The sequence below is a fragment of the Rhizobium sp. WYCCWR 11152 genome, assembly GCF_013087615.1.
Lineage (GTDB): Bacteria > Pseudomonadota > Alphaproteobacteria > Rhizobiales > Rhizobiaceae > Rhizobium > Rhizobium indicum.
Window position 1 is genome coordinate 297,562 of record NZ_JABFCP010000011.1, and the last position, 26,054, is coordinate 323,615.

Genomic DNA, 26,054 nt, shown 5'->3' on the forward strand with positions numbered 1-26,054 from the left:
GAGGGGCAGAGGCTGGCGCCGAGCCAATTCCTTCTTGCTCTGATTAACGTCTTGGTCTCAGGCGAAAGCGCCTGAGTGCGGCCGTCAAGCAGAGATGCGCCCAAATCAAACCATTGCAGAAAAAGAAAAGGACGATCAGATAAAATAGCGCCGGTTGTTCAGCAGCCTTGAGTACGCCGGATTGTTTACCGTGCACCTCTCCTTGAACCAGCCACACCAACGGAACGCACAGCGGCAAAGGACTAAATAGCGTCAGGCCGATAATCACAGACCAAGCCCGAAACTGCTCTAGCATACCCTTGAATTCCGATGACGCCCCGGCAGCCGTCACCATGACGCCTGCCTCTCCCACTGAATCATATTTTGACGCCAACTTCCAAACGGTGGATGTGTCGACCATGCGCGTCGAGGAGATTGTTTCAATAGGTTTGACGCGGCATCCGGACCAGCCCGAGGTTTTGTCGATATCATGACGGATTTATAAATGTCCCCTTGGCGCCGAAACGTGCCATGGCTGGCATCCGCTCCATAAAACCACACACTTTCCTGGAGTTGCTCTCACCACCTCAGGCGGTTTCGGTCGCGACCTGCGGCAGGGATTGCAGCAGGGTCTGGCGGGCGGAGTGCAGATGCGCGCGGCAGGCGGTTTCGATTGCCGCCTGGTCACGGGATTCAAGGGCTGCGATATAATCCAGATGTTCGTGGATGGCGCGCTCGTTGCGCTGGCGCGCGGCGGTCTTGTTCCACTGGTAGTGATAGTGGAAGACGATGGCGATGGCGTCGTAGAAATCGGCGATGAAGCGGTTTTTCGAGGCGCGGTGGATCAGCAAGTGGAAGCGCTCGTCGAGGACGGAGAAATCCTTGAAGCGCTGGTTGATGTCGGCAAGCATGGCGTGATGTTCGTCGCGCATGGCGGCAAGATCGGCCCAGCTTTGATTATCCCTGGAAAGCCGGCCGAATTCGGCGGCGGAATGCAGCTCGAACATCTCGCGCACATCGGCAAGTTCGAGGGCGAATTCGCGGGTAAAACCCTTCAACGTCCAGTGGCTGTTCGGCCGTTTCTCGATGAGGCCAAAGCGGGAGAAGCGGATCAGGAATTCGCGCACGCTGGTCGTGCCGGTGCCGATCTCGCGGGCCAGCTCCAGCTCGTTGATCTGCATGCCGGGTGCTGCATCATCGGCAAGGATGCGCTGCATGAAGCTGCGCTCGATGATATCGTGGAGGGAGTCGGTTTCCTCGGAGGGAAAGAGGTCATGGTCTGTGGGTTGTCGCAGCACGATCTTCTGGCGCTTGTTCCAGCGGATGATGCCTTCTTCGCTCAGCCGCGTCAGGATAGCGCGCGCCGTCGAGCGGCTGACGCCGAGTTGGGCGGCGATCTCCGGCTCCGAGGGCAGCGCCGTATCCGTGCGCAGGGCTACGGCATACCTGTTATAGGCTTCCTTGAAGACCGTATTCTGCCTTGCCACCAGACCCCGCTTTCCGCCCTCGTGACCGTCGCCCCGCTTCAAAGCAGGACGGAGCGGACCGGGGCTTGTTCAAACGACCTTTAGCTTATTTCCGGTCGCCTGCGGCTCATTGCCTCCCTCGTCCACAGGATCAATATTCCCGTTGACTTGAAAATGTTTATTGTAGATAAAAAACAAAATCAATGCGCTTTCGCCGATGTAGCGAGCCTTTCGCTAGAACAGGATGATTTTAGGTGGGATGGCCTAAAAATCTGAATCCTGTTCTAAATTAAAGAGTTAGAGCATGATGTCGTCCGAAAACCGCTGACACTTTTCGGTATCATGCTTTAGGGAGATAGAGACTTGGACAAACTGCCTTGGATCATCCTTTCGGCCGGTGACAATGTCGCGGTCGCAACGGCGGCAATCGCGCCGGGTTCGACGGTTGCCGGCATTCAGACCCGTGAGAAGATCGACCCCGGCCACAAGGTGGCGATCGCGGATATTCCGCTCGGGTCGCCCGTGGTCAAATACGGACAGGCGATCGGCCGCACCACGGCCGAGGTCAAGGCCGGCGACCATGTGCACAGCCACAACCTGCATTTCGAAAACGACCGGCTGGCGGCAACCGCCAATTCGGCGCCGGAAACGGCGACGGCCGACGACGTGGGGCGCACCTTCATGGGCTATCGCCGCGCCGACGGGCGGGCAGCGACCCGCAACTATATCGGCATCATCGCCAGCGTGAACTGTTCCACCACGGTCTGCCGGGCAATCGCCGATGAGGCGAACCGGACGATCCTGCCGCATTATGAAGGCATCGACGGTTTCGTGCCGATCGTGCACGACCAGGGCTGCGGCATGAGTTCGACCGGCGACGGCATGAACGTGCTGCACCGGACGCTGGCCGGCTATACAAGACATGTGAATTTCGGCGGCGTGCTGATGATCGGCCTCGGCTGCGAGGTCAATCAGCTGACGCTGTATGGCCAGAGCGGTGCCGGCGCCTCAAAGCGGCATTTCAACATCCAGGATGCCGGCGGTTCGCGCCGTGCTGTCGAGCGCGCCATGGGCATGCTGCGCGAAATCGCCGCCGATGTCGGCAGGGAAAAGCGCGTGCCGATGTCGATCGGTGAGATCATCATCGGCCTGCAATGCGGCGGCTCCGACGGCTTTTCCGGCATCACCGCCAATCCGGCGCTGGGTGTCGCGGCCGACCTGCTGGCGGCGGCCGGCGGCACGGCGATCCTGTCGGAAACCTCGGAAATCTATGGTGCGGAACATCTGCTGCGCAGCCGCGCCGTCAGCGACGAGGTGGCAAAGAAGCTCGACGACAAGATCGCCTGGTGGGAGGATTACGTCGCTCTGCACGGCGCCTCGCTCGACAACAACCCGTCGCCCGGCAACAAGCGCGGTGGTCTCACAACCATCCTCGAAAAGTCGCTCGGCGCCGTCGCCAAGGGCGGGCGTTCGCCGCTGACGGCGGTTTATGGTTATGCCGAGCGCGTCACGGCACCCGGTCTCGTCTTCATGGACACGCCCGGCTACGACCCGGTCTCGGCGACCGGCCAGGTGGCCGGCGGGGCAAACATGATCGCCTTCACCACGGGCCGCGGCAGTTGCTTCGGCTGTCGGCCGGCGCCGTCGCTGAAGCTTTCCAGCAATTCGGCGCTCTTTGCCTCGATGGAAGAGGATATGGACATCGATTGCGGCACGATCGCCACGGGTGACGCGACGATCAGCGGCAAGGGCCGCGAGATCTTCGACCTGATCGTCGATACGGCATCAGGCAAGAAGACCAAGAGCGAGCTCTTCGGCTACGGCGACAATGAATTCGTGCCGTGGCATCTGGGTGCGACGCTGTAAGCTTTTGTTTTTACCAAAAATTCAAGTTCTTCGCGAGGAGGCATGATGAAGACGAGACGGATCGGCAAGACCAAGCTGGAGGTGACCGAAATCAGTTTCGGTGCCGCCGCTCTCGGCGGTCTCTACCGCGCCTGTCCGCGCGAGGTGGCGATGGACACGCTGCAGGCGGCCTGGGATAGCGGCATCCGCTATTTCGACGTGGCGCCCTGGTATGGGCTCGGCCTTGCCGAGCGGCGGGTCGGCGATTTCCTGCGCGACCAGCCGGATGGCAGTTACGTGCTTTCCACCAAGGTCGGCCGGCTGCTTCGGCCGGTGCCGACAGGCACCGTGCCTGATTACAGCTATGTCGACCCGCTCTCCTTCGATGCCGATTACGACTATTCCTATGACGGCATCATGCGCTCGGTCGAATTCAGCTATGCGCGCCTCGGCCTCAACCGCATCGATATTCTCTATGTGCACGATCTCGGCGTCTACACGCATGGCGCAGCGAAGAACGCGGTCCACCAGAAGCAGTTTCTCGATTCCGGCGTGAAGGCGCTGGAGGAACTCAAGTCGTCTGGCGCGATCTCCGCCTTCGGCCTCGGCGTCAACGAAGTGCCCGTCTGCCTCGACGTCATGCGCCATTCCGATCTCGACTGCATCCTGATGGCCGGCCGATACACGCTGCTCGACCGCTCCGCCGTCGCCGAACTGCTGCCGCTCTGCCGTCAGAAGGGCACCTCGCTCGTCGTCGGCGGCGTCTTCAACTCGGGCATTCTCGCAACCGGCCCGGTGCCGGGTTCGCATTTCGACTATATGCCGGCTGATGACGACGTGCTTGCCAAGGTCGGCGCCATGGAGGCGATCGCCAAGAGCCACGGCGTGCCGCTGGCAGCGCCCGCCCTGCAGTTTCCGCTGCGTGAGCCGATCGTCGCATCGGTGCTGATCGGCACGGCGAAGCCCTCGAGCCTGACGCGCAATATGGAGATCGTCGAGCCGCGGCTTGCCGACGAGATCTATGCCGAATTCGAACCCTATACGCTGGTCGCGCCGCCGCTCGGCGCCGAAGCCGTCCGAGTCTGAGGAGAGATTATGCTCAAGGGTATTCATCCGCTGCTTGGCCCCGACCTGCTCCATGCATTGAAGACCATGGGACATGGCGACGACATCGTCATATCGGACGCCAATTTTCCCTCGAGCTCGATGGGCCCGCCGGTCATTCGCGCCGACGGCGTCAGCGCCACTGACATGGCCGAGGCCATCCTGACGCATATGCCGCTCGACACTTTCGTGCCGGAAGCGGCGTGGCGGATGGAAGTGGTCGGCGATCCCGATGCGATGCCCGAGGTCTGCACCGAGTTCCAGCAGATCGTTTCCAAGCATGCCGGCGATTTCCGCATCGTGCCGGTGGAGCGTTTTGCCTTCTACGCGATGGCCCGCAAGGCCACTTACATCGTCGCGACGACGGAATTCCGGCTGTACGGCAACCTGATTTTGAAAAAGGGCGTTGTGCATCCGTACGAGGTCGACAAGGGCTGATCCCTATTTTAGGGTATCGTTGTATTGGAATAAAATCAGTTGCTTGGCGGGAGTTTACCAAAGCAAAAAAGCCGGTTTGGCGCTCTTGCAATTTGATTGCGCCTCGGCTAGCTTCACCTGGCAAATGTTTTTTATCGATAAAAATCGTCCGCCTGCGTTCAGCGGCCGATTTATTCGGAGGAGAACGCACCCTGAGAGGAGAACCCTTATGAGCATCGTGAAATCCCTTCTGTCCCGCCGCGCCTTTACCGCGCTTGCGGGCGCCGCAGTTATCGCCACGGCGATGCCGGCACCGTCGTTTGCAGCCGACGTGACGATCCCGATCATCGTCAAGGACACGACGTCCTTCTACTGGCAGATCGTTCTGGCCGGCGCCCGCAAGGCCGGTCAGGATCTCGGCGTCAACGTGCCGGAACTCGGCGCACAGGCCGAATCCGACGTCAACGGCCAGATCAGCATTCTGGAGAACGCCGTTGCCGGCAAGCCGGCCGCCGTCGTCATTTCGCCGACCGAATTCAAGGCGCTCGGCAAGCCGATCGATGAAGCGGCCAAGTCGGTTCCGATCATCGGCATCGACTCGGGCGCCGACTCCAAGGCGTTCAAGTCGTTCCTGACGACCGACAACGTTCAGGGCGGCCGCATCGCCGCTGACGGCCTGGCCGCCGCTATCAAGGGCGCCACCGGCAAGGAAGAGGGCGAAATCGTCATCCTCACCAATCTTCCGGGCGTCGGCTCGCTGGAACAGCGCCGCGAAGGCTTCCTGGATCAGGTGAAGACCAAGTATCCCGGCCTGAAGGTCATTGCCGACAAATACGGCGACGGCCAGGCAACGACCGGCCTCAACATGATGACCGACCTGATCACGGCAAACCCGAACCTCGTCGGCATCTTCGCCTCGAACCTGATCATGGCGCAGGGCGTTGGCCAGGCGATCGCAGAAAACAAGCTCGGCGAGAAGATCAAGGTCATCGGCTTCGACAGCGACGACAAGACGGTCGGCTTCCTCAAGGATGGTGCGATTGCCGGCCTCGTCGTTCAGGACCCCTACCGCATGGGTTATGACGGCGTGAAGACCGCTCTTGCCGTCTCCAAGGGCGAGAAGGTCGAAGAGAACGTCGACACCGGTGCAAACCTCGTCACCAAGGCGAATATGGCCGATCCGAAGATCGACGCGCTGCTGAACCCGAAGATCAAGTAACAAAAACAGACAGGCCGCGCCGGCTTCAAAAACCGGCGCGGCTTTTTCCATCCGTGCTATGTTTTGCGGGGGATGGAGAGCAGACGCGACACAAGGAGGAGAGGTCCCATGATCGGACTGGAAGAGGTCAGTCATCGCCATGATGACAGTGCGACGCTGAAAGAAGCCAATCGAATTCCCGCCGGATCGCCTATCCTCGAACTCAAGGGCCTGCAGAAGAATTACGGTCATGTGCAGGCGCTGAAGCCAGCGACGCTGACCTTTCTCGCCGGCGAAATCCACGCCATCGTCGGGGAAAACGGCGCCGGCAAATCCACCCTGATCAAATTGCTGACCGGCGTCATCACCCGCACCGCCGGCGAAGTGCTGTGGTGCGGCCAGCCGGTAGGGCTGTCGACGCCGAACGAGGCGATCGCCCGCGGCATTAACGCCGTCCACCAGGAAGTCGTGCTCTGCCGGCACCTGACGGTCGCCGCCAATCTCTTTCTCGGCGACGAGGTCAACCGCTTCGGCCTGATGCGCAAGAAGCAGATGGAGAAGATGGCGCAGGCCGTGCTCGACGATCTCGGCTTCGGCCTGCCGGCCGGTGCGCTGTTGAGCTCGCTGACGATCGGCCAGCAGCAGCTGGTGGCAACGGCGCGCGCGGCGATGCGCGGCACCCAATTCCTCATCTTCGACGAACCGACTGCCTATCTCACCCGCCAGGAATCGGCGCAGCTCTTCAAGCTGATCCGCCGGCTGCAGGGCGAAGGCGTCACCATCGTCTATATCAGCCACCGCATGGAGGAAGTGTTCGAGCTTGCCGACCGTGTCTCGGTGCTGCGCGACGGCACGCATGTCGGCACGCGCCTGATCGGCGAGACCAACGATGCCGAACTGATCTCGCTGATGATCAACCGCTCGATCGAACAGATCTACCACAAGGAAAAGATTGCGATCGGCGAGACGATCCTCACGGTCAACGGCCTCTCCGGCCCGGGCTTCGAAGATGTGTCGCTGAGCGTCAAGGCGGGACAGATCGTCGGCCTCTACGGCCTGATCGGCGCAGGGCGCAGCGAATTCGCGCTCGGGCTCTACGGCCGCCAGCCGACGACATCGGGCGATGTCGAATGGATGGGCAAGCGTGTCGACATCCGCAACGAACGCACCGCCATGGAGCTCGGCATTGCGCTGGCGCCGGAAAGCCGGCGCGACCAGGGACTTTGCCTCAACCTGCCGATCGGCCTCAACATCAACCTGCCGGTCTTCGGGCGGCTGAGCCACGGGCCGGTGATCAATCACACGCGCGAATCGGCCAATGCCGACCAGCAGATCCGCAATCTCAGCATCAAGACGCCGAGCCGGCGCGTTCCGGCCTCCAGCATGTCGGGCGGCAACCAGCAGAAGATCGTCATCGGCAAGTGGCTGAGCCATGGCGCCCGGCTTTTCATCTTCGACGAGCCGACCGTCGGCGTCGACGTCGGCACCAAGGCGGAAATCTACCGGCTCTTCGCCAAGCTTCTGAAGGACGGCGCCGGTATCATCCTGATCTCCTCCTATCTGCCCGAGGTCTACGAACTGGCCGACCGGCTGCACGTCTTCCGCGCCGGCAAAATCGTCGCGAGCCATGACTATCACGCGGCGACGCATGAAGAAGTGCTCAGCGAAGCGATCGGCGTCTGAGCCAAAAGAATAAGAGGGAGAAAATTCATGACTGCCACCCCCACTGAAATCGTCGCACCGCCGCCGCGCCGGAAAATGAACATCCTGTTCGGCCTGACGCTGATCGGCCTGCTGATCTTCCTCTGGATCGTGCTCGGCCTTGTCACCCCGAGCTTCTGGACACCGCTCAACATTTCGAACCTGCTGCGTCAGGGCGCGATGACGGCGATCCTCGCGCTCGGCCAGACCTTCGTCATCATCACCGCCGGCATCGACCTTTCGGTCGGCGCCATCGTCGGCTTCTGCACCGTGATCATCGCCTGGCTGCTGCAGGCGGGCGTGCCGGTCTGGGGTGCGATCGCGCTGACGCTGCTCATGGGTGTGGCGATCGGCGCCTTCCATGGCTTCGGCATCGTGCATATGGGCCTGCCGCCGTTCATCATCACGCTGGCAACCCTGACATCGCTGCGCGGCATCGGCCTGCTGATCACCAACGGTTCGACGATCAACATCACCAATGAGGGCTTCAGCAATTTCGCCCGCGCCGATCTGCTCAGTATTCCGAGTCTGTTCTGGATGGTCATCCTGGTGGCGGTTCCCTCCTTCATCTTCCTGCATCTGAGCCGGTGGGGCCGCTATCTCTTCGCGGTCGGTTCGAACGCCGAGGCGGCGCGCCTTTCCGGCGTCAACGTCAAGGGCATGATCTACCTTGCCTATATCCTGTCTGCCTCCTTCGCCGCCTTCGTCGGCGTGCTGCTCGCCTCACGCATCGCCATCGGCAATGCGACGCAGGCCGACGGCTGGGAACTGCAGGCGATCGCCTCCTCCGTCATCGGCGGCACCAGCCTGTTCGGTGCGGTCGGCTCGGTGCATGGCCCGCTGATCGGCGCCTTCATTCTCGCCACCATCAACAACGGCGCCAACCTTCTGAACGTCAACTCCTTCTGGCAGCGCATCATCACCGGTCTGCTGATCATCGTGATCGTGTTCTTCGACCAGCTGCGCCGCCGCCGGAGCAATTGAGCGACAAGAGACAGCCGGCCTGAACAGGCCGGCTTCCTCCATTCCAGGAATGCGAGACCCGTCATGAAAGCAGTTCTTTGCCGGGAGCCCGGCGTGCTCGATATCGTCGAGCGTCCTTCGCCAGCGGCTCCCGCCGCCGGCTGGGTGCGGCTTGCCATCAGCCATGTCGGCATCTGCGGCACCGACTACCACATCTTCGAGGGCAAACATCCCTTCCTCGAATATCCCCGGGTGATGGGGCATGAGATCTCGGCGACGGTGCTGGAAGCGGGCGACGGCGTCGCCATGGCGGCCGGCACGCCCGTCATCGTCAATCCCTATCTCTCTTGCGGACAATGTGTCGCCTGCCGTCAGGGCAAGCCGAATTGCTGCACCAATATCAAGGTGCTCGGCGTCCATACGGATGGCGCCTTTTGCGAGGAGATCTCGGTTCCGGCTGAGAACCTCTATGCCGCCCAAGGCTTAAGCCTCGAAGCGGCGGCGACGACCGAGTTTCTGGCGATCGGCGCCCATGCGGTTCGCCGTTCGATGACCGGTGCGGGGGCGCGGGCGCTCGTCATCGGCGCCGGGCCGATCGGGCTCGGGGCGGCGATCTTCTCGCGCATCGCAGGACATGAGGTGACGCTGCTCGATACCAGCACCGAACGGCTGCAGATGGCGTCGGAGCGTTTCGGCTTCACCGCCGGCATCGTTGCCAACGAGGCGACGGCGGAGGCCGTACGGGAAAAGACCAATGGCGACGGTTTCGACGTGGTCTTCGACGCGACGGGTTACGGCCCTTCGATGGAGAAGGCCTTCTCCTTCGTCGCCCATGGCGGCGCGCTGGTGCTGGTCAGCGTCGTCAAGGACGATATCCGCTTCTCCGATCCCGAATTCCACAAGCGCGAGATGATGGTGATCGGCAGCCGCAACGCCACCCGCGTCGATTTCGAGCATGTGGCGGATTCGATCGCCAAAGGGCTGGTGCCGGTGGACAAACTCATCACCCACCGCACGACGCTTGCCGATGCGCCGCGCGATCTCGCGCGTTGGGCGCATGAGAAGAATGGATTGATCAAGGCGGTGATCAGTGTTGGCGCTTAGGGCAATTTCGGGAACAGTCTGAAGCGGCTGAGTTCTGTTCAATACCACGCTGTCCGTTTTGCGCTTGTGGCTGCCCCTCACCCTACCGGGGCCTGCCATGCAACAGCGTAAGGGAACGGCGAGGACGCGGCAAATCTCTTCTCCCCTCGGGGAGAAGGTGCCGGCAGGCGGATGAGGGGGCCACATGGCACACCCCCTCCTCTCATAACCTGTCCCGCGACGCCGACGGCAACGCCCTGAGACAACGCGAGCCGGTGAAACCCGCATGGACGTTGGGAAAGACCGGCTTCGCCGGCCCCCTCATCCGCCCTACGGGCACCTTCTCCCCGCTGGGGAGAAGAGGGAGTCGAGAGGTCACGGCATGTCTGTCCGAAGGACGGGTCAAGACCTGTGGCTCGACCCAGGCTACAAGTCTAACCCGCCGCCTCAATTGCCCTACGCATCTGCCTGACAATCGCGACATCCGTCTTGTTCGTACTCTTCGCCTCGAAGCCGAAGGCCACCGCGCGCGGATCGGCGCTTTCGACCGGTGAACTGCAGGAGCCGTGGACCTCGCGGGCGCCGGTCGCCTTCAATATCTCGCCGACATTTGCCGGGCGGATGCCGCTGCCGGGCATGATGGCGATGCGGCCGGCGGCCTTTGCCGAAATGCGCTTCAGCGTGTCGAGGCCGTCGGCCGCCTTCAACTTGCAGCCGGAGGTCAAGATGCGTTCGCAGCCGAGTTCGACCGCCTGCTCCAGCGCCTGATCGGTATCCGGCACCAGATCGAAAGCGCGATGCAGGGTCGAGCCGAGGCCGGCCGCATGCGCCTTCAAACGGTGGATCAACGGCATGTCGAGCGTACCATCCGGCCGGTTGGCGCCAATGACGACACCGGCAAGGCCAGCGGCGCGTACGGCGTCGATATCGATCATCATCGCTTCCTCGTCTGCCCCGTCGAAGATAAAGGGGCCGGCGTGAGGGCGGATCATCGCATAGACCGGAATGGGCGCCCGAGCGGCGATCCGCATCAGGCTCGGCAGCGGCGTCAGGCCGCCGAGCTCCAGCGCCGAGCAGAGCTCGATGCGCCCGGCGCCACCCTCGATCGCGGCGGCAAGGCCTTCGGCGCTGTCCACGCACACTTCGAGCAAGATCGTCACGCTGCAGTCTCCCTGGTTCTGGCGTCCGTCGGCCTTATGGTGCGCGCGACGGTTTCCGACGTAATTCTGGCCGCCACCTCGATGATGACAGTGCAGGCATCGGCGGCGGCTTTTCGATGGTTGAAGGCGACGTGATAGGACATCGGCAGATGCTCGTCGAGATCGACGATGCGCACCTTGTCGGCGATCGGCATGGCGCTGACGCGGCCGAGGAAAGAGACATAGCCATGATTGGCGACGAGGTCGACGATGACAGGCAGCGAATCCGCCGCGGTGATATCCTGGCTGCGCAGGCGCCGGTTGGGCGCGCGCTCGTAGCTGAAGGCCATCGCCGCATGGCCGAGGCCGGTGCGCGGGCTCGGCATGCAGATCGGGTGGCCGGCAACGAGATCGACGACGCTGGTCTCGGTACTGTCAGGCGGCGCGATCACCACCATGTCGGTCTTGAGCAGTTCGCGATGCCGGAAGTTTTCCAGCCCGAAGACCGAATCCAGGATCGCGACATCGATGCGGCCGCTCTTCAGCGCCTCGCGCAGATCGTCGGCGGTCATCGCGACCAGCGAGATCGCATTGTTGTTGCGGCGCACATTCCATTCCGAGACCAGCGTGCCCAGGCAGCGCGCCACCCAGCTTTCCGATCCGGTCGGGATGATCGAGCCGATGCGCAGCGACCGGGCAGTACGCCGATAACGCTCGTCGGCCGACGATTTGAGATCGTTCCACGCCTGGCTGATCGCCATGAAGATCTGGTAGGCGCGCCTGCCCTCCTCCGTCAGCACCGAGCCCTGCGCCTGCCGTTCGAACAGGCGGTGCTTAAGAAATTTCTCAAGATTGGCAAGCTGAAGCGAAAGCTGCGGCTGACCGAGGCGAAGGCGGCGGGCGGCCCGGTTGATGCTGCCCTGGTCGGCAACTTCGAGAAAACGCTCCATCGTGACGATCTTGACGGGAATGCGGGATGTCCAGGTCTCGTCGATCTCGGCGCCGGCGCCGTCGTGACCGGCCCATTGGCCGAGTTCAGCGATCGCAGCCATGATCGGCTCCAGGCCTTCCAGCACCCTGCCGCTCGCAATCAGCGTCGCCAGCTCGCCGGAGGCGCGTTCCGTCAGCTTCATCGCCAGTTCGGTCTCGAGATTGTGGATTGCCGTCGAGACGGTGGAGGGCGACAGCTGGAAGCGCCGCGCGGTCTCGCGGACCGAACCGGAGGTCAGGACATGGCTGGCGATGAACAAGGCACCAAGATGCAAACGGCCACCTCCGGAAAGCGCTGGAAAAACCGGACGATATGATGTGTTCATGAAAAAAGATATCCCTGCCTCCGGAGAGGCGGGCTATCGTTCCCGTCATAAAAAATCTCGGCGGCGGGAATCCGCAACAGAGCCTGGGAATATCGTGGAAACACGCAAGGGGACAAAAACAAATCGCGCCGGCCTTGGAAAAGGGAATGCGTTTCCGCGCGCGGAGATGCATTCGCCGCCATAATCGTGCCGCGAGCGCAAATACTGGAGGGGGCTTGCATCGATTTTTCGGGCATGAACGCTATTTCCATCACGCACGCAATTCCGGCATGATGGCGGCTTGGTCGCCCTCGCCGGCGGATTTTCCTGCGCGCAAGCCTCCCGCCAAGGGCTTGGGCAACTGCATAATTCCTGAAATCGGGACCGATGGCAGGATAAATTATGCAGCAATTCAAAGTGCTACAGCGTCCTTGCACGTCTGAAAGACGTGCGGCGCTGTAGGTCAACGGTGTTTAACAAGGGGATATTCCATGCTGAAGAAACTCGCACTTGCCGTTTCGCTCTCCGCCTTCGCAGCGGGTGCGGCCCATGCCGCAGACGTCGTCGTTTCGTCGAAGATCGACACCGAAGGCACGCTGCTCGGCAACGTCATTGCGCTCGCTCTCGAAGCAAACGGCATCAAGACGCAGGACCGCATCGCGCTTGGCGCGACACCCGTCGTGCGCAAGGCGATCACCGCCGGCGAAATCGACATCTATCCGGAGTATACCGGCAATGCCGGCTTCTTCTTCAACAAGGCCGATGACGCCGCCTGGAAGAACATCGACCAGGGTTATGAGCTGGCGAAGAAGCTCGATTTCGACGCCAACAAGATCGTCTGGCTGACGCCGTCGCCTGCCAACAACACCTGGGCGCTCGCCGTGCGCAGCGACGTCGCCGGCCCGAACAAGCTGAAGAGCCTCACGGACTTCGGCAAATGGGTTGCCGGCGGCGGTGCCGCCAAGCTTGCGGCCTCCGCCGAATTTGTCAATTCGGCCGGCGCGCTTCCCGCCTTCCAGACGACCTATGGCTTCCAGCTGAAGCCCGACCAGATGGTCGTTCTTTCCGGCGGCGACACGGCGGCAACGATCAAGGCGGCCGCCGACCAGACGAACGGCGTCAACACCGCCATGGTCTACGGCACCGACGGCGCGATCGAAGCGGCCGAACTCACCGTTCTCGAAGACGACAAAAACGTGCAGCAGGTCTATGCCCCGACGCCGATCATCCGCGAAGAGGTGTTGAAGGCCAATCCGAAGATCGAAGAAGTGCTCTCGCCGATCTTCAAAAGCCTGACCGCCGACGAGCTGCGCAAGCTCAACGCCAAGATCCAGGTCGACGGCGAGCCGGCAAAGTCCGTCGCCGAAGCCTATCTCAAGGAAAAAGGCTTCCTGAAGTAGTGATAGCCCGCTCCGCCCGATTAAGGGCGGAGCCTCCTTTGCTGATAGGGTTGGGCTGACAGGGTTGGCCAGACAGGGTTGATTTGAATGGCAGAAACCTTAGCGGTCCGCAGGCTGGACCGGCTCGGCGTGGTTCTGGTGGCCGGCGGCATCGCGGCGACAGCACTGATGCCCTTCATCTACGTGAAGGCAAACCGCATCGCCGCCGGCAAGCCGATGCTGCTGATGCAGCTTCTTCCCCAGCCTTCGGTCATCATCCTGACCGTGCTCCTCCTTCTCACCGCTTTCGCCACGCTGTTCCTCACTAATGCGATAGCGCGGCTTATCATCGGCACACTCTGCCTTGCGGCGCTGATCGTTGCGATCGGCCTGGTCTCGACGGCGGCAACGCCCCCCGGCAGCACGGTGGCGCGCATGACGCCTGGCGGCGGCTTCTGGGTACTGTTTGCCGTGATCGGCCTGGTCATATCAGATGCGCTTGTCAAAATCCGGCTGGCGCCGTGGATGCGGGTCGCAGCCCTTGCAGCCTATACGGCGCTGCTCTTCATCTCGCTCTCCTCCGGTCTGCTCGACAGCCTTTCGATCATGAAGGAATTCTCGACCCGGGCCCCGCAATTCGAGACCGAAGCGATCTCGCATCTGCTCTTGGCGTTCGGCTCGCTTGCCATCGCCATTGTTCTCGGCCTGCCGCTCGGCATCCTCTGCTTCTGGGTGCCTAAGCTGCGCGCCGCCGTGCTGCAGGGGCTGAGCCTCATTCAGACGATCCCGAGTCTGGCGCTCTTCGGCTTGTTGATGCTGCCGCTCGGCTACCTCGCCACCCATGTGCCGCTCGCTGCCGCGATCGGCATCCGCGGCATCGGCACGGCGCCTGCCTTGATTGCGCTGGTGCTCTATTCGCTGCTGCCGATCGTCGCCAACACCGTCGTCGGCCTGCAGGGCGTCGACCCTTCGGTGCGCGATGCTGCGGCCGGCATGGGGCTGACGCGCTTACAGATCCTTGTTGGAATCGATATGCCGCTCGCCTTCCCGGTCATCCTCACCGGCATCCGCATCGTGCTGGTGCAGGCGATCGGCATGGTGACGATCGCCGCACTGATCGGCGGCGGCGGCTTCGGCATCTTCATCTTCCAGGGGCTCGGCCAGACGGCCATGGATCTCGTCCTGCTCGGCGCCGTACCGACCGTCTTCTTCGCCTTCTCATCGGCCGTCATCCTCGATGCGGTCATCGACAGCATCCGGGGATCCGCCGCATGACCATGATCGAGATCAGGAACGTCACCAAGCGCTACGGCGTGGCCACCGTCGTCGACAACGTCTCGATGAGCGTCGAGAAAGGCGAGATCACCGTCATCGTCGGCACGTCTGGCTCGGGCAAATCGACGCTGATGCGGATGATCAACCGGCTGGTGCCGATCACCGAAGGCGAGATCTTCGTCGGCGGACAGAATGTGATGGACGTTGAGGTGACCGAGCTTCGCCGCAAGATCGGCTATGCGATCCAGGGCCACGGCCTGTTTCCGCACCGGACCGTGGCGCAGAATATCGCCACCGTGCCGCAGCTTCTCGATTGGGATTCCGCCCGCATCTCCAAGCGGGTCGAGGAACTGCTCGGGCTCTTCAATCTCGATCCGGCAACATTTGCCGACAAATATCCGCATCAGCTCTCCGGCGGCCAGCAGCAGCGCGTCGGGGTCGCCCGGGCGCTGGCGGCCGAACCGGAATTGCTGTTGATGGACGAGCCCTTCGGCGCGCTCGATCCCGTCATCCGCGGCAAGGCGCAGGACGATCTGCTGGCGATCCAGAAGCAGTTTGGCACGACGGTCATTCTCGTCACCCACGACATGGACGAGGCCTTCCATCTCGGCAATCAGATCGCGGTGATGAGCGAGGGCAGATTGCTGCAATGCTCGACGCCGGAAAAGATCCTCACCGAACCCGCCGATCCCTTCGTGCAGCAATTGACCGGCACCTCCGACCGGGCGCTGAAGCTGATGTCGCTGCTGCCGCTGAAGGAGAGCATGGAGCCGGCCAAGACCGGTCTCGCCTATGCCCTGCCGCAGTCGCTCAGCCTGCGTGATGCACTGGCCGAGATGATCTGGCAGGGGGTCGATGAGGCGGCCGTGCAGGACGGCGAGAAGGAGCCGGTGGGATCGATCTCGATGACGCGGCTTCTCGAACTGGGCCGCAAGGCATGAAGCTCGTCGTCGCCAATCTCTTCCGCCTGGCGGCGCTGGCTTTGCTGCTCATCCTGCTGTTCAGGACGGAGTGGCTTTCCTTCATGCTGGTGCCGCTGACCAGCAACAATGCGCCTGCCGTCTATACGCAGAACAGCCTTGCTTCGCTCGCCGCCGGCCATCTGCAGCTGGTGATCGGATCGATCGTCTGCAGCGCCGTGCTTGCCGTTGTCGGCGGCATCTTCGTGACGCGGGAAAGCGGGGCTGACTTCCTGCCGCTGTCGCGCGCCATCGCCAATGCCGGGCAGACCTTTCCGCCGGTCGCGGTGCTGGCGCTCGCGGTTCCCGCCACCGGCTTCGGCGCCATGCCGACGCTGATTGCGCTCTTTCTCTACGGCCTGTTGCCGATCTTCGAAAACACCGTCGCCGGCTTGAAGCAGGTTTCGCCGCAGGTTCTCGATGCTGCCGACGGCATGGGCATGAACGGCACGCAGCGGCTGCTGCGGGTCGAGCTGCCGCTTGCCTTGCCGCTGATCCTCGAAGGGCTGAAGGTCGCGACCGTGATCAATATCGGCACGGCGACGATCGGCTCGACGGTTGCGGCAAAGGGTCTCGGTGAGGTCATCATCGCCGGGCTGATTTCCGACAACACCGCCTTCATCCTGCAGGGCGGCCTGATCGTCGGCCTCATGGCGGTGCTGATCTATGATGCCATGGGCTTGGTCGAAGCGGCGATTACCCGAAGAATCGGCTTGCGCGCGGCGTAGGAGGGCGAGTACCAAGATGCCGTAACTGCGGCGCTGTAGTGCAATGGGAGGCAGACTTGGCGAAGATGATCCACTCCATGATCCGCGTTCTCGATGAGGCGCGCTCCGTCGGTTTCTACGAGAGGGCCTTCGGCCTTTCGGTCGCCGACCGCGTCGATTTCGAAACCTTCACGTTGATCTATATGAGCAATGCCGAGACCGGCTTCGAGCTGGAACTGACGGTCAACAAGGGCCGGACCGCGCCCTATGACCTCGGCAATGCCTATGGCCATCTCGCCGTCTCAGTCGAAGAGGTGGCGGTCGAGCGCGAGCGGCTGTCGAAGCTTGGGCTCAAGCCCGGTGAACTGGTGGAGCTCAACCGCGACGGCAAGCTCTTCGGCCTGTTCTTCTTCATCAGCGATCCCGATGGCTACAAGATCGAGGTGCTGCAGCGCCACGGCCGGTTTCTCTGAGGCATCTGACGCCGAACCACCGATACGGTCCAACCACAGATAATCCCACAGCTTCAAGCGGCATGCATCAGGAGCCCGCCATGATCGAAAAGACTGCGCTCAATTCCGGCTGGACGCTCTCCTGTAACGATACAGCAAGACCCGGCCTGCCGGCTGCGATACCCGCGACGGTGCCGGGCTGCGTGCATCTCGACCTTCTCGCCAACCGGCTGATCCCCGATCCCTATATCGACGTCAACGAGATCACCAGTGACTGGATCGGCAAGACCGACTGGACCTATCGCTGCAGCTTCGAGGCGATGCCGGATGATGGCAAGGTGCAGGAGCTCGTCTTCGACGGGCTCGATACCGTCGCGGTGATATCCCTCAACGGCGAAGAGATCGGCCGCACCTTCAACATGCACCGTACCTATCGTTTCGATGTTTCCCGGCTGCTGAAGGCTGGCCAGAACGAACTCACCGTCACCTTCCGCTCGGCTTACGCCTATGGTGCGGAGATGGAAAAGCATTACGGCTACCGTCCCAACAACTATCCGGGACCGGGCAACCTGATGCGCAAGATGGCCTGCAATTTCGGCTGGGACTGGGGGCCGACGCTGGTGACGGCGGGCGTCTGGAAGCCCGTCCGGCTGGAAAGCTGGGATCGGGCGCGGCTTGCCGAAACGCGGGTGTCGGCGACACTTGCCGGCGGCGACGGGCTGGTAAAAGTGCATGCCAGGCTGGCGCGGCATGGCGATAAGGCGCCATGCAAGCTCATCGCCGAAATTGGCGGCGGCGTGACCAAGACGGTGGTGATCGGCGCCGGCGAAGACGAGGTTTCCTTCGAGCTTGCCCTCCCCTCGCCGCAGCTCTGGTGGCCGCACCATCTCGGCGCGCAGCCGCTTTATCCGCTGACGCTCAGGCTGATCGGCGAGGCCAGTGACGATCTGCTCGACGCTCACGAGCGCGAACTCGGTTTCCGCTCGCTGCGGCTCGATACCTCCGCCGACGAGCATGGCTCGGCCTTTACCTTCGTCATCAACGACGTGCCGCTCTTCATCTGCGGGGCGAACTGGATTCCGGACGATTGTTTCCCCCCGCGGGTGACGGCCGAGCGTTATGCCGCTCGGATCGAGGAGGCAAAGGCCGCCAATATCCACATGCTGCGCGTCTGGGGCGGCGGTATTTTCGAGGCCGACGAATTCTATGAGGCCTGCGACCGCGCCGGTATGCTGGTCTGGCAGGATTTCCTCTTTGCCTGCGCCGCCTATCCGGAAGAAGAGCCGCTCAGAAGCGAGGTCGAGGCGGAGGTGCGCGACAATGTCGTGCGGTTGATGCCGCATGCCTCGCTGGTGCTCTGGAACGGCAATAATGAGAATATCTGGGGCTTCGACGAATGGGGCTGGCGGCCGATCATCAAGGCGGGCGAAAGCTGGGGGCTGGGTTATTATCTCGACCTGCTGCCGAAACTCTGCATCGAACTCGATCCGGACCGGCCCTATTATCCCGGCAGTCCCTATTCCGGCTCAATGGAAATCGAACCCAATGCCGACGCACATGGCTGCAAACATATCTGGGACGTGTGGAACGATGTCGGCTACGAGGTCTACCGCAATTATATCCCGCGCTTCTGCTCTGAATTCGGCTGGCAGGCGCCTGCAGCCTGGGCAACGATCGAAGAAAGCGTGCACGACGCGCCGCTGACGCCGCAATCGAACGGCGTCTTTCACCATCAGAAGGCAACTGATGGCAATGACAAGCTGATCCGCGGCCTATCCGGCCATCTGCCGGAGCCACGGACAATGGATGACTGGCACTTCGCCACCCAGCTCAACCAGGCGCGCGCCATCCGCTTCGGCGTCGAACACATGCGCTCGCATCGGCATATCTGCAAGGGTGCGGTGGTCTGGCAGTTCAACGATTGCTGGCCGGTGACCTCGTGGGCGGCCCTCGATTCGGCCGGTCGCCGCAAACCGCTCTGGTATGGGCTGAAGGCGGCCTATGATCCGCGCCTGCTGACGATCCAGCCGCGCGGCGGCGGGCTTGCGGCGGTGGCCGTCAATGAACGAACGCTGTTCTGGCGGGCGAAGATCAGCGGCAAACGCATGAAGCTCGACGGCACCGTGCTTGCCGAATTCGAATTCTGGCGGCTGCTGTGCGACCGCTTCGAGGCAAAGGAATTTCCGCTGCCCAAGGATATCGTCACTCCCGACTTACCGAAGGACGAGGTGATCGTCGTGCAGATGCTCGACCGGCGCGCCTTCCATTATTTCGTCGAGGATATCGAGCTTGCCTTGCCGGCACCGCGGCTGACTATCCATGTCGTCGGGATCGACGGCGGGTATCAGGTCAAGGTGACGGCGCAAAATTTCCTCAAGGATCTTTGCCTGATGGCAGACCGGCTGGATCCGGATGCCGTTGTCGATTCGATGCTGGTGACGCTGTTGCCGGGCGAGAGCCATGTGTTTGCTGTGAAGACGGCAAAGGCGATTACGGCAGACGCCATTGTCGTCGGCGCCGTTCTGCGATCGGCCAACGATCTTGTTGTCGGCTCGCGGTAGCGGCTGCTCCTCACCCTAACCCTCTCCCCGTAAAACGGGAGAGGGGACGTGCCATGCAAGAGGCTGGCGAGGGACGGAGAGCTTACGGCATGGTCCCTTCGCCCCGTTTACGGGGAGAAGGTGGCGGCAGCCGGATGAGGGGCGCGAGCCAGTCGCCAAACACCAAAAGGCCCCGCATCCGCGGGGCCCTTCCAGCTCGGCTATCGGACGACGTTACATCCAGTAGGGCGGCACGCCGTAGTAATCATAGACCCGGCGGCCATTGTCGTTGTACCAGGTGTCGTCATCGTCCGAATAGCTCGGGGCGCCTTCGATCTGCTCCTTGGTCAGGTCGATGCGATAGCCATCCAACTGGGTGTCGTAGTTCAGCTTTTCCCAGGGAAGCGGATAGTGATCGTGACCGATACCCAGGAAGCCGCCGAAGCTCAGCACGGCATAGGCAACACGGCCGTCGAGCTTTCCGATGATCAGGCGTTCGATCGAGCCGATATGCTTGCCATCTGCCCCATAGACACGGGTGCCCTCGACGCGGTCGCTGGCGATCAGCGAGTGGGTGCTCTTGACATTCGGGTCACGGCGGGTGGCGTCGGTATCCTGGTTCAACATTGTGCACCTCCTTTTGGTGTTTCCTCATGATGAGTATGCAAGATCAACGTGATGGCGGACTCAAAGTTCCCCATCTTTCCATGATCGTGCGCTGGCGGAATGTTGATGTTTACGTCAAGGTTAGTATAGCTTCATTCGGCTTGAACCATTCAGGCAATGGCATAAGCTGCCGCACTGGAAGATGGAGGATCTTTCTGGTTATCTGCCGAATGATGTCGGCGCGGCGGCCGCAGGGGAGAGAGACAGATGAACAGCATTTCCGTCCATCCGAACGGAGCCAAGCCCGACAAGCCCTGGCTTGCCGCCTATCCCGATATCGTTCCGGCAGAGATTCCGCCGCTGGAATATGCCTCGCTTGCCGAACTGCTCGAAAAATCCTGCGCCCGTTACGCCGACCGGATCGCCTTTTCCAGCATGGGCAAGGGGATGCGCTATAGCGAGCTGGAGAGCCAGACGCGCAAAGTCGCCGCATGGCTGCAAAGCACCGGCCTTCAAAAGGGCGACCGCGTCGCCGTGATGATGCCGAACGTGCTGCAGAACCCGATTGCGACCTACGCCATCCTGCGCGCAGGACTGGTCGTCGTGAACGTCAACCCGCTCTATACGCCGCGCGAGCTCGAACACCAGTTGAAGGATTCCGGCGCCAAGGCGATCTTCGTGCTGGAGAATTTTGCCCGCACGGTGGAGCAGGTCCTCAACAAGACCGATCTGCGCCATGTCGTCGTCACCTCGCTCGGGGAAATGCTGGGGCCAAAGGGGCTGATCGTCAATTTCGTCGTGCGCAAGGTGAAGAAGCTCGTTCCCTCCTGGTCGATCCCTCAGCACAAGAGCTTCGGCCAGGTGCTGCGCGAAGGTGCGGGAAAAGAACTCCAGCCGGTGACGCTAACAGGCGGCGATATCGCCTTCCTGCAATATACCGGCGGCACGACGGGCGTTGCCAAGGGCGCGGTGCTGACGCATGAAAACCTGCTCGCCAACAAGCTGCAGCTGTCCCTCTGGCTGCGATCGGCTTTCGAGCGCAAGAAAGAGCCGGAGGTGCTGAATTTCCTCTGCGCCCTGCCGCTCTACCACATCTTCGCGCTGACGGTGAATTCGCTGATGGGCATGTCGCATGGCGCCCACAATATCCTGATCGCCAATCCGCGCGACATTCCCGGTCTTGTCAAGGAATTCGAAAAATCGAAGGTGCATATCTTTCCCGGCCTCAATACGCTGTTCAATGCGCTGATGAACAATGCCGATTTCGCCAAGCTCGATTTCTCGTCGCTGATCATGTCGCTCGGCGGCGGCATGGCCGTCCAACGCCCGGTCGCCGAACGCTGGCTGAAGATGACGGGCACGGCGGTGACGGAAGGCTACGGCCTATCCGAGACATCGCCTGTTGCCACCGCCAACCGCTTCGATTCGCCCGAGTTCACCGGCACGATCGGCCTGCCGCTTCCCTCCACCGACCTCGATATCCGCGACGAGGAGGGCAATTCGCTGCCATCAGGCCAAGTCGGTGAAATCTGCATCCGCGGGCCGCAGGTGATGGCCGGCTACTGGCAGAAGCCGGAAGAGACGGCGCGGGTGATGACCGACGACGGCTACTTCCGCTCGGGCGACATGGGTTTCATGGACGAGCGCGGCTATACCAAGATCGTCGACCGCAAGAAGGACATGATCCTGGTCTCGGGCTTCAACGTCTATCCGAACGAGATCGAGGAGGTCGCCGCCATGCACGCCGGCATCCTCGAGGCCGCGGCCATCGGCGTGCCGGACGGACATTCGGGCGAAGCGGTAAAACTCTTCGTGGTCAGGAAGGATCCGAACCTGACGGAAGCCGAGGTGAAAGCCCATTGCATCGCCAACCTCACCAACTACAAACGCCCGCGCTTCATCGAATTCCGCACCGAGCTGCCGAAGTCGCCGGTCGGCAAGATCCTGCGCAAGGACCTGCGCGGCTGAATTTGACGATTTGATGAATTAGAGGCTTTCCTGAAGGGGCCATCCGCTTGCCGCGGGTGGCTTTTTTCCATTTCGACAGGCGGCTGAACTTGATTTGCGGGTGAGAAAGCGAATAGTTTCCGCAACCTTTCCGCCTCCAAAGGAGCCTCCCATGAACGCCATCGTCGAACAGCTGAAAAGCACCGCTGATGCCACCAAGGCGACAGATATCCGCGCCGCCTTCGCCGCCGATTCGCAGCACTTTTCGCGCTTCTCCGTCGCGCTTGACGACCTGCTGATGGATTTTTCCAAGACAGCGGTGAATGACGACATCCTCAAGCTCTTGGTGAAGCTTGCCGAAGACGGCGGCGTCGAAAAGAAGCGCGAGGAAATGTTCTCCGGCAAGGCGATCAATTTCACCGAGGACCGTGCCGTTCTGCACACCGCGCTGCGCAACCGTTCCAACACGCCGGTGCTGGTCGACGGCAAGGACGTCATGCCCGACGTCAATGCGGTGCTTGCCGCCATGGGCAAGTTTGCCGACGACGTCCGCTCCGGTGCGCTGAAGGGCGCGACCGGCAAGGCGATCACCGACGTCATCAATATCGGCATCGGCGGCTCGGATCTCGGGCCTGTCATGGCGACGCTGGCGCTTGCCCCCTTCCATGACGGCCCGCGCGCGCATTTCGTCTCCAACATCGACGGCGCCCATATCGCCGACATCCTGAAGCTGGTGCAGCCGGAAACGACGCTGTTCATCGTCGCCTCGAAGACCTTCACCACCGTCGAGACGATGACCAATGCGCAGACGGCGCGCAATTTCATCGCCAAGGCGCTCGGCGAAGCCGCCGTGCAGCACCACTTCGCCGCCGTCTCGACGGCGCTCGACAAGGTCGCCGCCTTCGGCATCGATAGCGCCCGCGTCTTCGGCTTCTGGGACTGGGTCGGCGGGCGTTACTCGATCTGGTCGGCGATCGGCCTGCCGTTGATGATCGCCGTCGGGCCGGAGAATTTCGGCAAGTTCCTCGACGGCGCCCATGCCGTCGACAATCATTTCCGTAAGGCGCCGATTACCGAAAACCTGCCGATGCTGCTCGGCCTGATCGGTTTCTACCATCGCAATGTGCTTGGTTACCCCACCCGCGCCATCCTGCCCTACGACCAGCGCCTGTCGCGCTTCCCGGCCTATCTGCAGCAGCTCGACATGGAATCGAACGGCAAGGGCGTCACCATCGACGGCACGCCGGTCGAAGGCAATTCCGGCCCTGTCGTCTGGGGCGAACCCGGCACCAACGGCCAGCATGCCTTCTACCAGCTGATCCATCAGGGCACGAGCATCATCCCGGCCGAATTCATGATCGCCGCCAACGCCTTCGAGCCGGAGTTGCGGCATCAGCATCAGCTCTTGATCTCCAACGTTCTCGCCCAGTCGGAAGCACTGATGAAGGGCCGCACCTTCGCGGAAGCCAAGAAGCAGCTGACCGACAAGGGCATGGACGACAAGAAGGCCGATTTCATCGCCCCGCACCGCGTCTTTACCGGCAACCGTCCGTCGATCACCTTCGTCTATGACAAGCTGACCCCTTATGCGCTCGGCCGGCTGATCGCGCTTTACGAACACCGCGTCTTCGTCGAAGGCGTGCTCTTCCGCATCAATTCCTTCGACCAGTGGGGCGTCGAGCTCGGCAAGGAACTGGCGACGGGCCTGCTGCCGGTTGTCGAAGGCAAGGAAAGTGCAGCATCGCACGACTCCTCGACACAGGGCCTGGTTGCGGCGCTGGCGAAGCTTGCGAAGTAAGCGATCGAGATTGCCCCTCACCCTAACCCTCTCCCCGTTCTGACGGGGAGAGGGGACGTGCCCTGCGAGAGGCGAGTGAGGAACGGAGAGGTCACGGCATATTCCCTTCTCCCCGTCAGAACGGGGAGAAGGTGCCGGCAGGCGGATGAGGGGCTGACGCTGGCTCCAACCTTACAAACCAATCTCACGCGCCGGGGCGGATTGGCGCCAACATCGTCATTGCGGCCGCAAATGATGAACTGATATCAGCGGGCCTGGGGCATCCGCACGATGGGCTTCGTCGTACGAAACCGGATGAACGTTCTTCTAATCAAAAAATTGTAGAATGAATTCTTTCAATTCGTTGGAATCGCCCTAGATTCAAGCAAAATCTGTGTGGAAAATGCTCCGTTCGTTGTTCTTGTTGGCATCTGCACCGGGCCGCTCACGCCGGGTCGGCTCTGTCGATGTCGGCGCTTTCACTGCATGGTCCCTGCCCAAGTTCAGGAGATGCCTCAAGACGCTCGTCACACAGCGTTTTCATGTCCCATCTTCATTAAAGGAAGCTCATGAGCCGTCTTGTCGTCGTTTCCAATCGTGTTCCCATGCCGGCAAAAGATGGGAGCGCCGCTGCCGGCGGCCTGGCCGTCGCGCTGCAGGCAGCCCTGCAGGAGCGTGGCGGCATCTGGATGGGATGGTCGGGAGAATCGAGCGGGGACAGGGAACCTGGCCCGCTGTCGCAACTGCAGAAGGGCAACATCACCTATGCGCTGACCGATCTCACCGACACCGACGTCGAGGAATATTATCGCGGCTTTGCAAACCGTGTTCTCTGGCCCATCTGCCATTATCGACTGGACCTCGCCGAATATGGCCGGAAGGAAATGGCCGGCTATTTCCGCGTCAACCGCTTCTTCGCACACAGGTTGGCGCCGATGATCGAGCCGGACGACATCATCTGGGTTCATGATTACCACCTCATTCCGCTGGCGGCCGAACTCCGACAAATGGGGCTGAAGAACCGGATCGGCTTCTTCCTGCACATTCCCTGGCCGCCGGCCGATATTCTCGTCACGATGCCCGTCCATGAGGAAATCATGCGTGGGCTCTCGCATTACGATGTCGTCGGCTTCCAGACCGACTACGACCTCCAGAACTTTGCCGGGTATCTCAGAAGGGAGGGAATTGGCGACGACCTCGGAAATGGATTGTTCGATTCCCATGGGCGGATATTCAAGGCCGGCGCCTATCCGATCGGGATCGAAACCGCGGGTTTCGCCGAATTCGCAGAGAGAGCCGCAAACCATATCATGGTACAGAAGACCCGGCGCAGCGTTGAAGGCCGGGACATGATCATCGGTGTCGACCGCCTCGATTATTCGAAGGGCATCATTCAGCGGCTGGAAGCGTTCGAAACCTTCCTCACCAGCAATCCTGCCTACCAGAACAAGGTCACCTATCTGCAGGTCACGCCAAAATCGCGATCGGAAGTTCCCGAATACGAGCATATGCAGAAGATGGTCGCCGAACAGGCCGGCCGCGTCAACGGCGCCATCGGAACGGTCGACTGGGTGCCGATTCGCTATGTCAACCGATCGATCAGCCGCAACGTGCTTGCCGGCCTCTACCGGCTGGCGACGATCGGGCTGGTCACGCCGTTGCGCGACGGCATGAACCTCGTCGCCAAGGAATATGTCGCCGCTCAGGATCCCGATCGCCCAGGCGTATTGGTGCTATCGCGCTTCGCCGGCGCGGCTCGCGAGTTGAAGGGCGCACTGCTGGTCAATCCTTACGATGTCGAAGGCACTGCCAATGCCATCGCCAAGGGCCTTGCCATGTCGCTGGAGGAGCGCCGCGACCGCTGGAGCATGATGATGGAGCATCTGCTAACCCACGACGTCTCGCTTTGGTGCGAAAACTTCTTGCGGGACTTGGTACTTGCTCCCGAGCTTCAACCGGAGCGTGACTCCCTGATAGTCTCTTGATCGATCGGCGTCGACCTGTCATCGCGCATCCGACCCTTCGGGCCGAACCGTCCTTCGGATCCCCCCGGGAAGACGAGGGAATCGAGAGGTTGCGGCATGTCCCTTCTCCCCTCGGGGAGAAGGTGCCGTCAGGCGGATGAGGGGGCCGCACGGCACAACCCCTCATCGCCGAACCCAGCAGGAGCGTTGTTGACCGGCTTCGCCGGCCCCCTCATCCGCCCTACGGGCACCTTCTCC

The 26,054-nt window shown here is 61.9% G+C and carries 22 protein-coding genes; 17 read left to right on the plus strand and 5 right to left on the minus strand.

What is annotated here, in order from left to right:
- Positions 1-43: 43 nt before the first annotated feature.
- Both G9X67_RS22985 and G9X67_RS22990 read right to left on the minus strand, forming a co-directional pair.
- Positions 44-334 carry a hypothetical protein gene (locus G9X67_RS22985; RefSeq protein WP_246705444.1) on the minus strand — a complete coding sequence of 97 codons (291 nt, stop codon included), beginning with the start codon at positions 332-334 and terminating at the stop codon, positions 44-46.
- 232 nt (positions 335-566) lie between these two features.
- Complete coding sequence (locus G9X67_RS22990; protein ID WP_171599771.1) at positions 567-1,466, minus strand: GntR family transcriptional regulator; 900 nt, start codon at positions 1,464-1,466, stop codon at positions 567-569.
- Between the two features lie 342 nt (positions 1,467-1,808).
- Here G9X67_RS22990 and G9X67_RS22995 point away from each other — a divergent pair, with 342 nt between their 5' ends.
- The 7 genes from G9X67_RS22995 to G9X67_RS23025 all read left to right on the plus strand — a co-directional run bounded on the left by G9X67_RS22995 (position 1,809) and on the right by G9X67_RS23025 (position 9,777).
- Positions 1,809-3,311: an altronate dehydratase family protein gene (locus G9X67_RS22995; RefSeq protein WP_138332401.1), complete on the plus strand. Its 1,503-nt coding sequence runs from the start codon at positions 1,809-1,811 to the stop codon at positions 3,309-3,311.
- A gap of 45 nt (positions 3,312-3,356) precedes the next feature.
- The gene (locus tag G9X67_RS23000) at positions 3,357-4,376 is read left to right on the plus strand and encodes an aldo/keto reductase (protein ID WP_138388240.1); all 1,020 of its coding nucleotides are present in this window, start codon (positions 3,357-3,359) and stop codon (positions 4,374-4,376) included.
- A 9-nt stretch (positions 4,377-4,385) separates the two neighbouring features.
- Positions 4,386-4,832, plus strand: coding sequence for an RbsD/FucU domain-containing protein (locus G9X67_RS23005; protein ID WP_171599772.1), 447 nt, complete (start codon positions 4,386-4,388; stop codon positions 4,830-4,832).
- Between the two features lie 208 nt (positions 4,833-5,040).
- Positions 5,041-6,030: an ABC transporter substrate-binding protein gene (locus G9X67_RS23010; RefSeq protein WP_138332398.1), complete on the plus strand. Its 990-nt coding sequence runs from the start codon at positions 5,041-5,043 to the stop codon at positions 6,028-6,030.
- Between the two features lie 108 nt (positions 6,031-6,138).
- Positions 6,139-7,692, plus strand: a complete 1,554-nt coding sequence (locus G9X67_RS23015) for a sugar ABC transporter ATP-binding protein (RefSeq protein WP_138332397.1) — start codon at positions 6,139-6,141, stop codon at positions 7,690-7,692.
- Between the two features lie 27 nt (positions 7,693-7,719).
- The gene (locus G9X67_RS23020) at positions 7,720-8,694 is read left to right on the plus strand and encodes an ABC transporter permease (protein ID WP_138332396.1); all 975 of its coding nucleotides are present in this window, start codon (positions 7,720-7,722) and stop codon (positions 8,692-8,694) included.
- Between the two features lie 63 nt (positions 8,695-8,757).
- Positions 8,758-9,777, plus strand: coding sequence for a zinc-binding alcohol dehydrogenase family protein (locus tag G9X67_RS23025; protein WP_138332395.1), 1,020 nt, complete (start codon positions 8,758-8,760; stop codon positions 9,775-9,777).
- Between the two features lie 413 nt (positions 9,778-10,190).
- On the opposite strand, the gene G9X67_RS23030 is transcribed toward G9X67_RS23025, so the two are convergent.
- Both G9X67_RS23030 and G9X67_RS23035 read right to left on the minus strand, forming a co-directional pair.
- Positions 10,191-10,916 (minus strand): copper homeostasis protein CutC, encoded by a 726-nt coding sequence (locus tag G9X67_RS23030; RefSeq protein ID WP_138332394.1) that lies wholly within the window; start codon positions 10,914-10,916, stop codon positions 10,191-10,193.
- Positions 10,913-12,160, minus strand: a complete 1,248-nt coding sequence (locus G9X67_RS23035) for a LysR family transcriptional regulator (protein ID WP_171599773.1) — start codon at positions 12,158-12,160, stop codon at positions 10,913-10,915. Before G9X67_RS23035 ends, G9X67_RS23030 begins: the two co-directional genes overlap by 4 nt.
- Positions 12,161-12,209: 49 nt before the next feature.
- Between G9X67_RS23035 and G9X67_RS23040 the strand changes: the two genes are divergently transcribed.
- The 7 genes from G9X67_RS23040 (at position 12,210) to G9X67_RS23070 (ending at position 19,523) form a co-directional block, all read left to right on the plus strand.
- On the plus strand, positions 12,210-12,395 hold the full coding sequence (locus tag G9X67_RS23040) for an acetyltransferase (protein ID WP_210258961.1): 186 nt from the start codon (positions 12,210-12,212) through the stop codon (positions 12,393-12,395).
- A 286-nt stretch (positions 12,396-12,681) separates the two neighbouring features.
- Positions 12,682-13,590, plus strand: coding sequence for an ABC transporter substrate-binding protein (locus tag G9X67_RS23045; RefSeq protein ID WP_171599774.1), 909 nt, complete (start codon positions 12,682-12,684; stop codon positions 13,588-13,590).
- A gap of 87 nt (positions 13,591-13,677) precedes the next feature.
- Entirely contained in the window at positions 13,678-14,844 is a 1,167-nt protein-coding gene (locus G9X67_RS23050) for an ABC transporter permease (protein ID WP_171599775.1), read from the plus strand.
- The gene (locus G9X67_RS23055) at positions 14,841-15,785 is read left to right on the plus strand and encodes an ABC transporter ATP-binding protein (protein WP_138388258.1); all 945 of its coding nucleotides are present in this window, start codon (positions 14,841-14,843) and stop codon (positions 15,783-15,785) included. The genes G9X67_RS23050 and G9X67_RS23055 overlap by 4 nt, the downstream gene beginning before the upstream one ends.
- On the plus strand, positions 15,782-16,531 hold the full coding sequence (locus tag G9X67_RS23060; protein WP_138332390.1) for an ABC transporter permease: 750 nt from the start codon (positions 15,782-15,784) through the stop codon (positions 16,529-16,531). The genes G9X67_RS23055 and G9X67_RS23060 overlap by 4 nt, the downstream gene beginning before the upstream one ends.
- 56 nt (positions 16,532-16,587) lie before the next feature.
- Entirely contained in the window at positions 16,588-16,983 is a 396-nt protein-coding gene (locus G9X67_RS23065) for a VOC family protein (RefSeq protein WP_138332389.1), read from the plus strand.
- An 80-nt stretch (positions 16,984-17,063) separates the two neighbouring features.
- Positions 17,064-19,523: a glycoside hydrolase family 2 protein gene (locus tag G9X67_RS23070; RefSeq protein ID WP_171599776.1), complete on the plus strand. Its 2,460-nt coding sequence runs from the start codon at positions 17,064-17,066 to the stop codon at positions 19,521-19,523.
- Between the two features lie 213 nt (positions 19,524-19,736).
- Here the strand turns inward: G9X67_RS23070 and G9X67_RS23075 are convergent, their stop codons facing one another.
- Positions 19,737-20,129: a PRC-barrel domain-containing protein gene (locus tag G9X67_RS23075; RefSeq protein WP_011650296.1), complete on the minus strand. Its 393-nt coding sequence runs from the start codon at positions 20,127-20,129 to the stop codon at positions 19,737-19,739.
- A 246-nt stretch (positions 20,130-20,375) separates the two neighbouring features.
- On the opposite strand from G9X67_RS23075, the gene G9X67_RS23080 reads away from it, so the two are divergent.
- From G9X67_RS23080 to otsA, 3 genes are all read left to right on the plus strand, one after another.
- Positions 20,376-22,076: a long-chain fatty acid--CoA ligase gene (locus tag G9X67_RS23080; RefSeq protein ID WP_171599777.1), complete on the plus strand. Its 1,701-nt coding sequence runs from the start codon at positions 20,376-20,378 to the stop codon at positions 22,074-22,076.
- Positions 22,077-22,227: 151 nt separating this feature from the next.
- Positions 22,228-23,853 carry a glucose-6-phosphate isomerase gene (gene pgi / locus G9X67_RS23085; RefSeq protein ID WP_171599778.1) on the plus strand — a complete coding sequence of 542 codons (1,626 nt, stop codon included), beginning with the start codon at positions 22,228-22,230 and terminating at the stop codon, positions 23,851-23,853.
- Between the two features lie 548 nt (positions 23,854-24,401).
- Positions 24,402-25,817: an alpha,alpha-trehalose-phosphate synthase (UDP-forming) gene (otsA, locus tag G9X67_RS23090; protein WP_138388262.1), complete on the plus strand. Its 1,416-nt coding sequence runs from the start codon at positions 24,402-24,404 to the stop codon at positions 25,815-25,817.
- Positions 25,818-26,054: the final 237 nt, after the last annotated feature.

What these genes read in the sequence shown, in the direction of transcription:
- G9X67_RS22985 (WP_246705444.1), bottom strand. Translation starts at nt 334, where the DNA reads ATGGTGACGGCTGCCGGGGCGTCATCGGAATTCAAGGGTATGCTAGAG.
- G9X67_RS23000 (WP_138388240.1), top strand. Translation starts at nt 3,357, where the DNA reads ATGAAGACGAGACGGATCGGCAAGACCAAGCTGGAGGTGACCGAAATC.
- G9X67_RS23005 (WP_171599772.1), top strand. Translation starts at nt 4,386, where the DNA reads ATGCTCAAGGGTATTCATCCGCTGCTTGGCCCCGACCTGCTCCATGCA.
- G9X67_RS23010 (WP_138332398.1), top strand. Translation starts at nt 5,041, where the DNA reads ATGAGCATCGTGAAATCCCTTCTGTCCCGCCGCGCCTTTACCGCGCTT.
- G9X67_RS23015 (WP_138332397.1), top strand. Translation starts at nt 6,139, where the DNA reads ATGATCGGACTGGAAGAGGTCAGTCATCGCCATGATGACAGTGCGACG.
- G9X67_RS23020 (WP_138332396.1), top strand. Translation starts at nt 7,720, where the DNA reads ATGACTGCCACCCCCACTGAAATCGTCGCACCGCCGCCGCGCCGGAAA.
- G9X67_RS23025 (WP_138332395.1), top strand. Translation starts at nt 8,758, where the DNA reads ATGAAAGCAGTTCTTTGCCGGGAGCCCGGCGTGCTCGATATCGTCGAG.
- G9X67_RS23040 (WP_210258961.1), top strand. Translation starts at nt 12,210, where the DNA reads ATGAAAAAAGATATCCCTGCCTCCGGAGAGGCGGGCTATCGTTCCCGT.
- G9X67_RS23045 (WP_171599774.1), top strand. Translation starts at nt 12,682, where the DNA reads ATGCTGAAGAAACTCGCACTTGCCGTTTCGCTCTCCGCCTTCGCAGCG.
- G9X67_RS23050 (WP_171599775.1), top strand. Translation starts at nt 13,678, where the DNA reads ATGGCAGAAACCTTAGCGGTCCGCAGGCTGGACCGGCTCGGCGTGGTT.
- G9X67_RS23055 (WP_138388258.1), top strand. Translation starts at nt 14,841, where the DNA reads ATGACCATGATCGAGATCAGGAACGTCACCAAGCGCTACGGCGTGGCC.
- G9X67_RS23060 (WP_138332390.1), top strand. Translation starts at nt 15,782, where the DNA reads ATGAAGCTCGTCGTCGCCAATCTCTTCCGCCTGGCGGCGCTGGCTTTG.
- G9X67_RS23070 (WP_171599776.1), top strand. Translation starts at nt 17,064, where the DNA reads ATGATCGAAAAGACTGCGCTCAATTCCGGCTGGACGCTCTCCTGTAAC.
- G9X67_RS23075 (WP_011650296.1), bottom strand. Translation starts at nt 20,129, where the DNA reads ATGTTGAACCAGGATACCGACGCCACCCGCCGTGACCCGAATGTCAAG.
- G9X67_RS23080 (WP_171599777.1), top strand. Translation starts at nt 20,376, where the DNA reads ATGAACAGCATTTCCGTCCATCCGAACGGAGCCAAGCCCGACAAGCCC.
- pgi (WP_171599778.1), top strand. Translation starts at nt 22,228, where the DNA reads ATGAACGCCATCGTCGAACAGCTGAAAAGCACCGCTGATGCCACCAAG.
- otsA (WP_138388262.1), top strand. Translation starts at nt 24,402, where the DNA reads ATGAGCCGTCTTGTCGTCGTTTCCAATCGTGTTCCCATGCCGGCAAAA.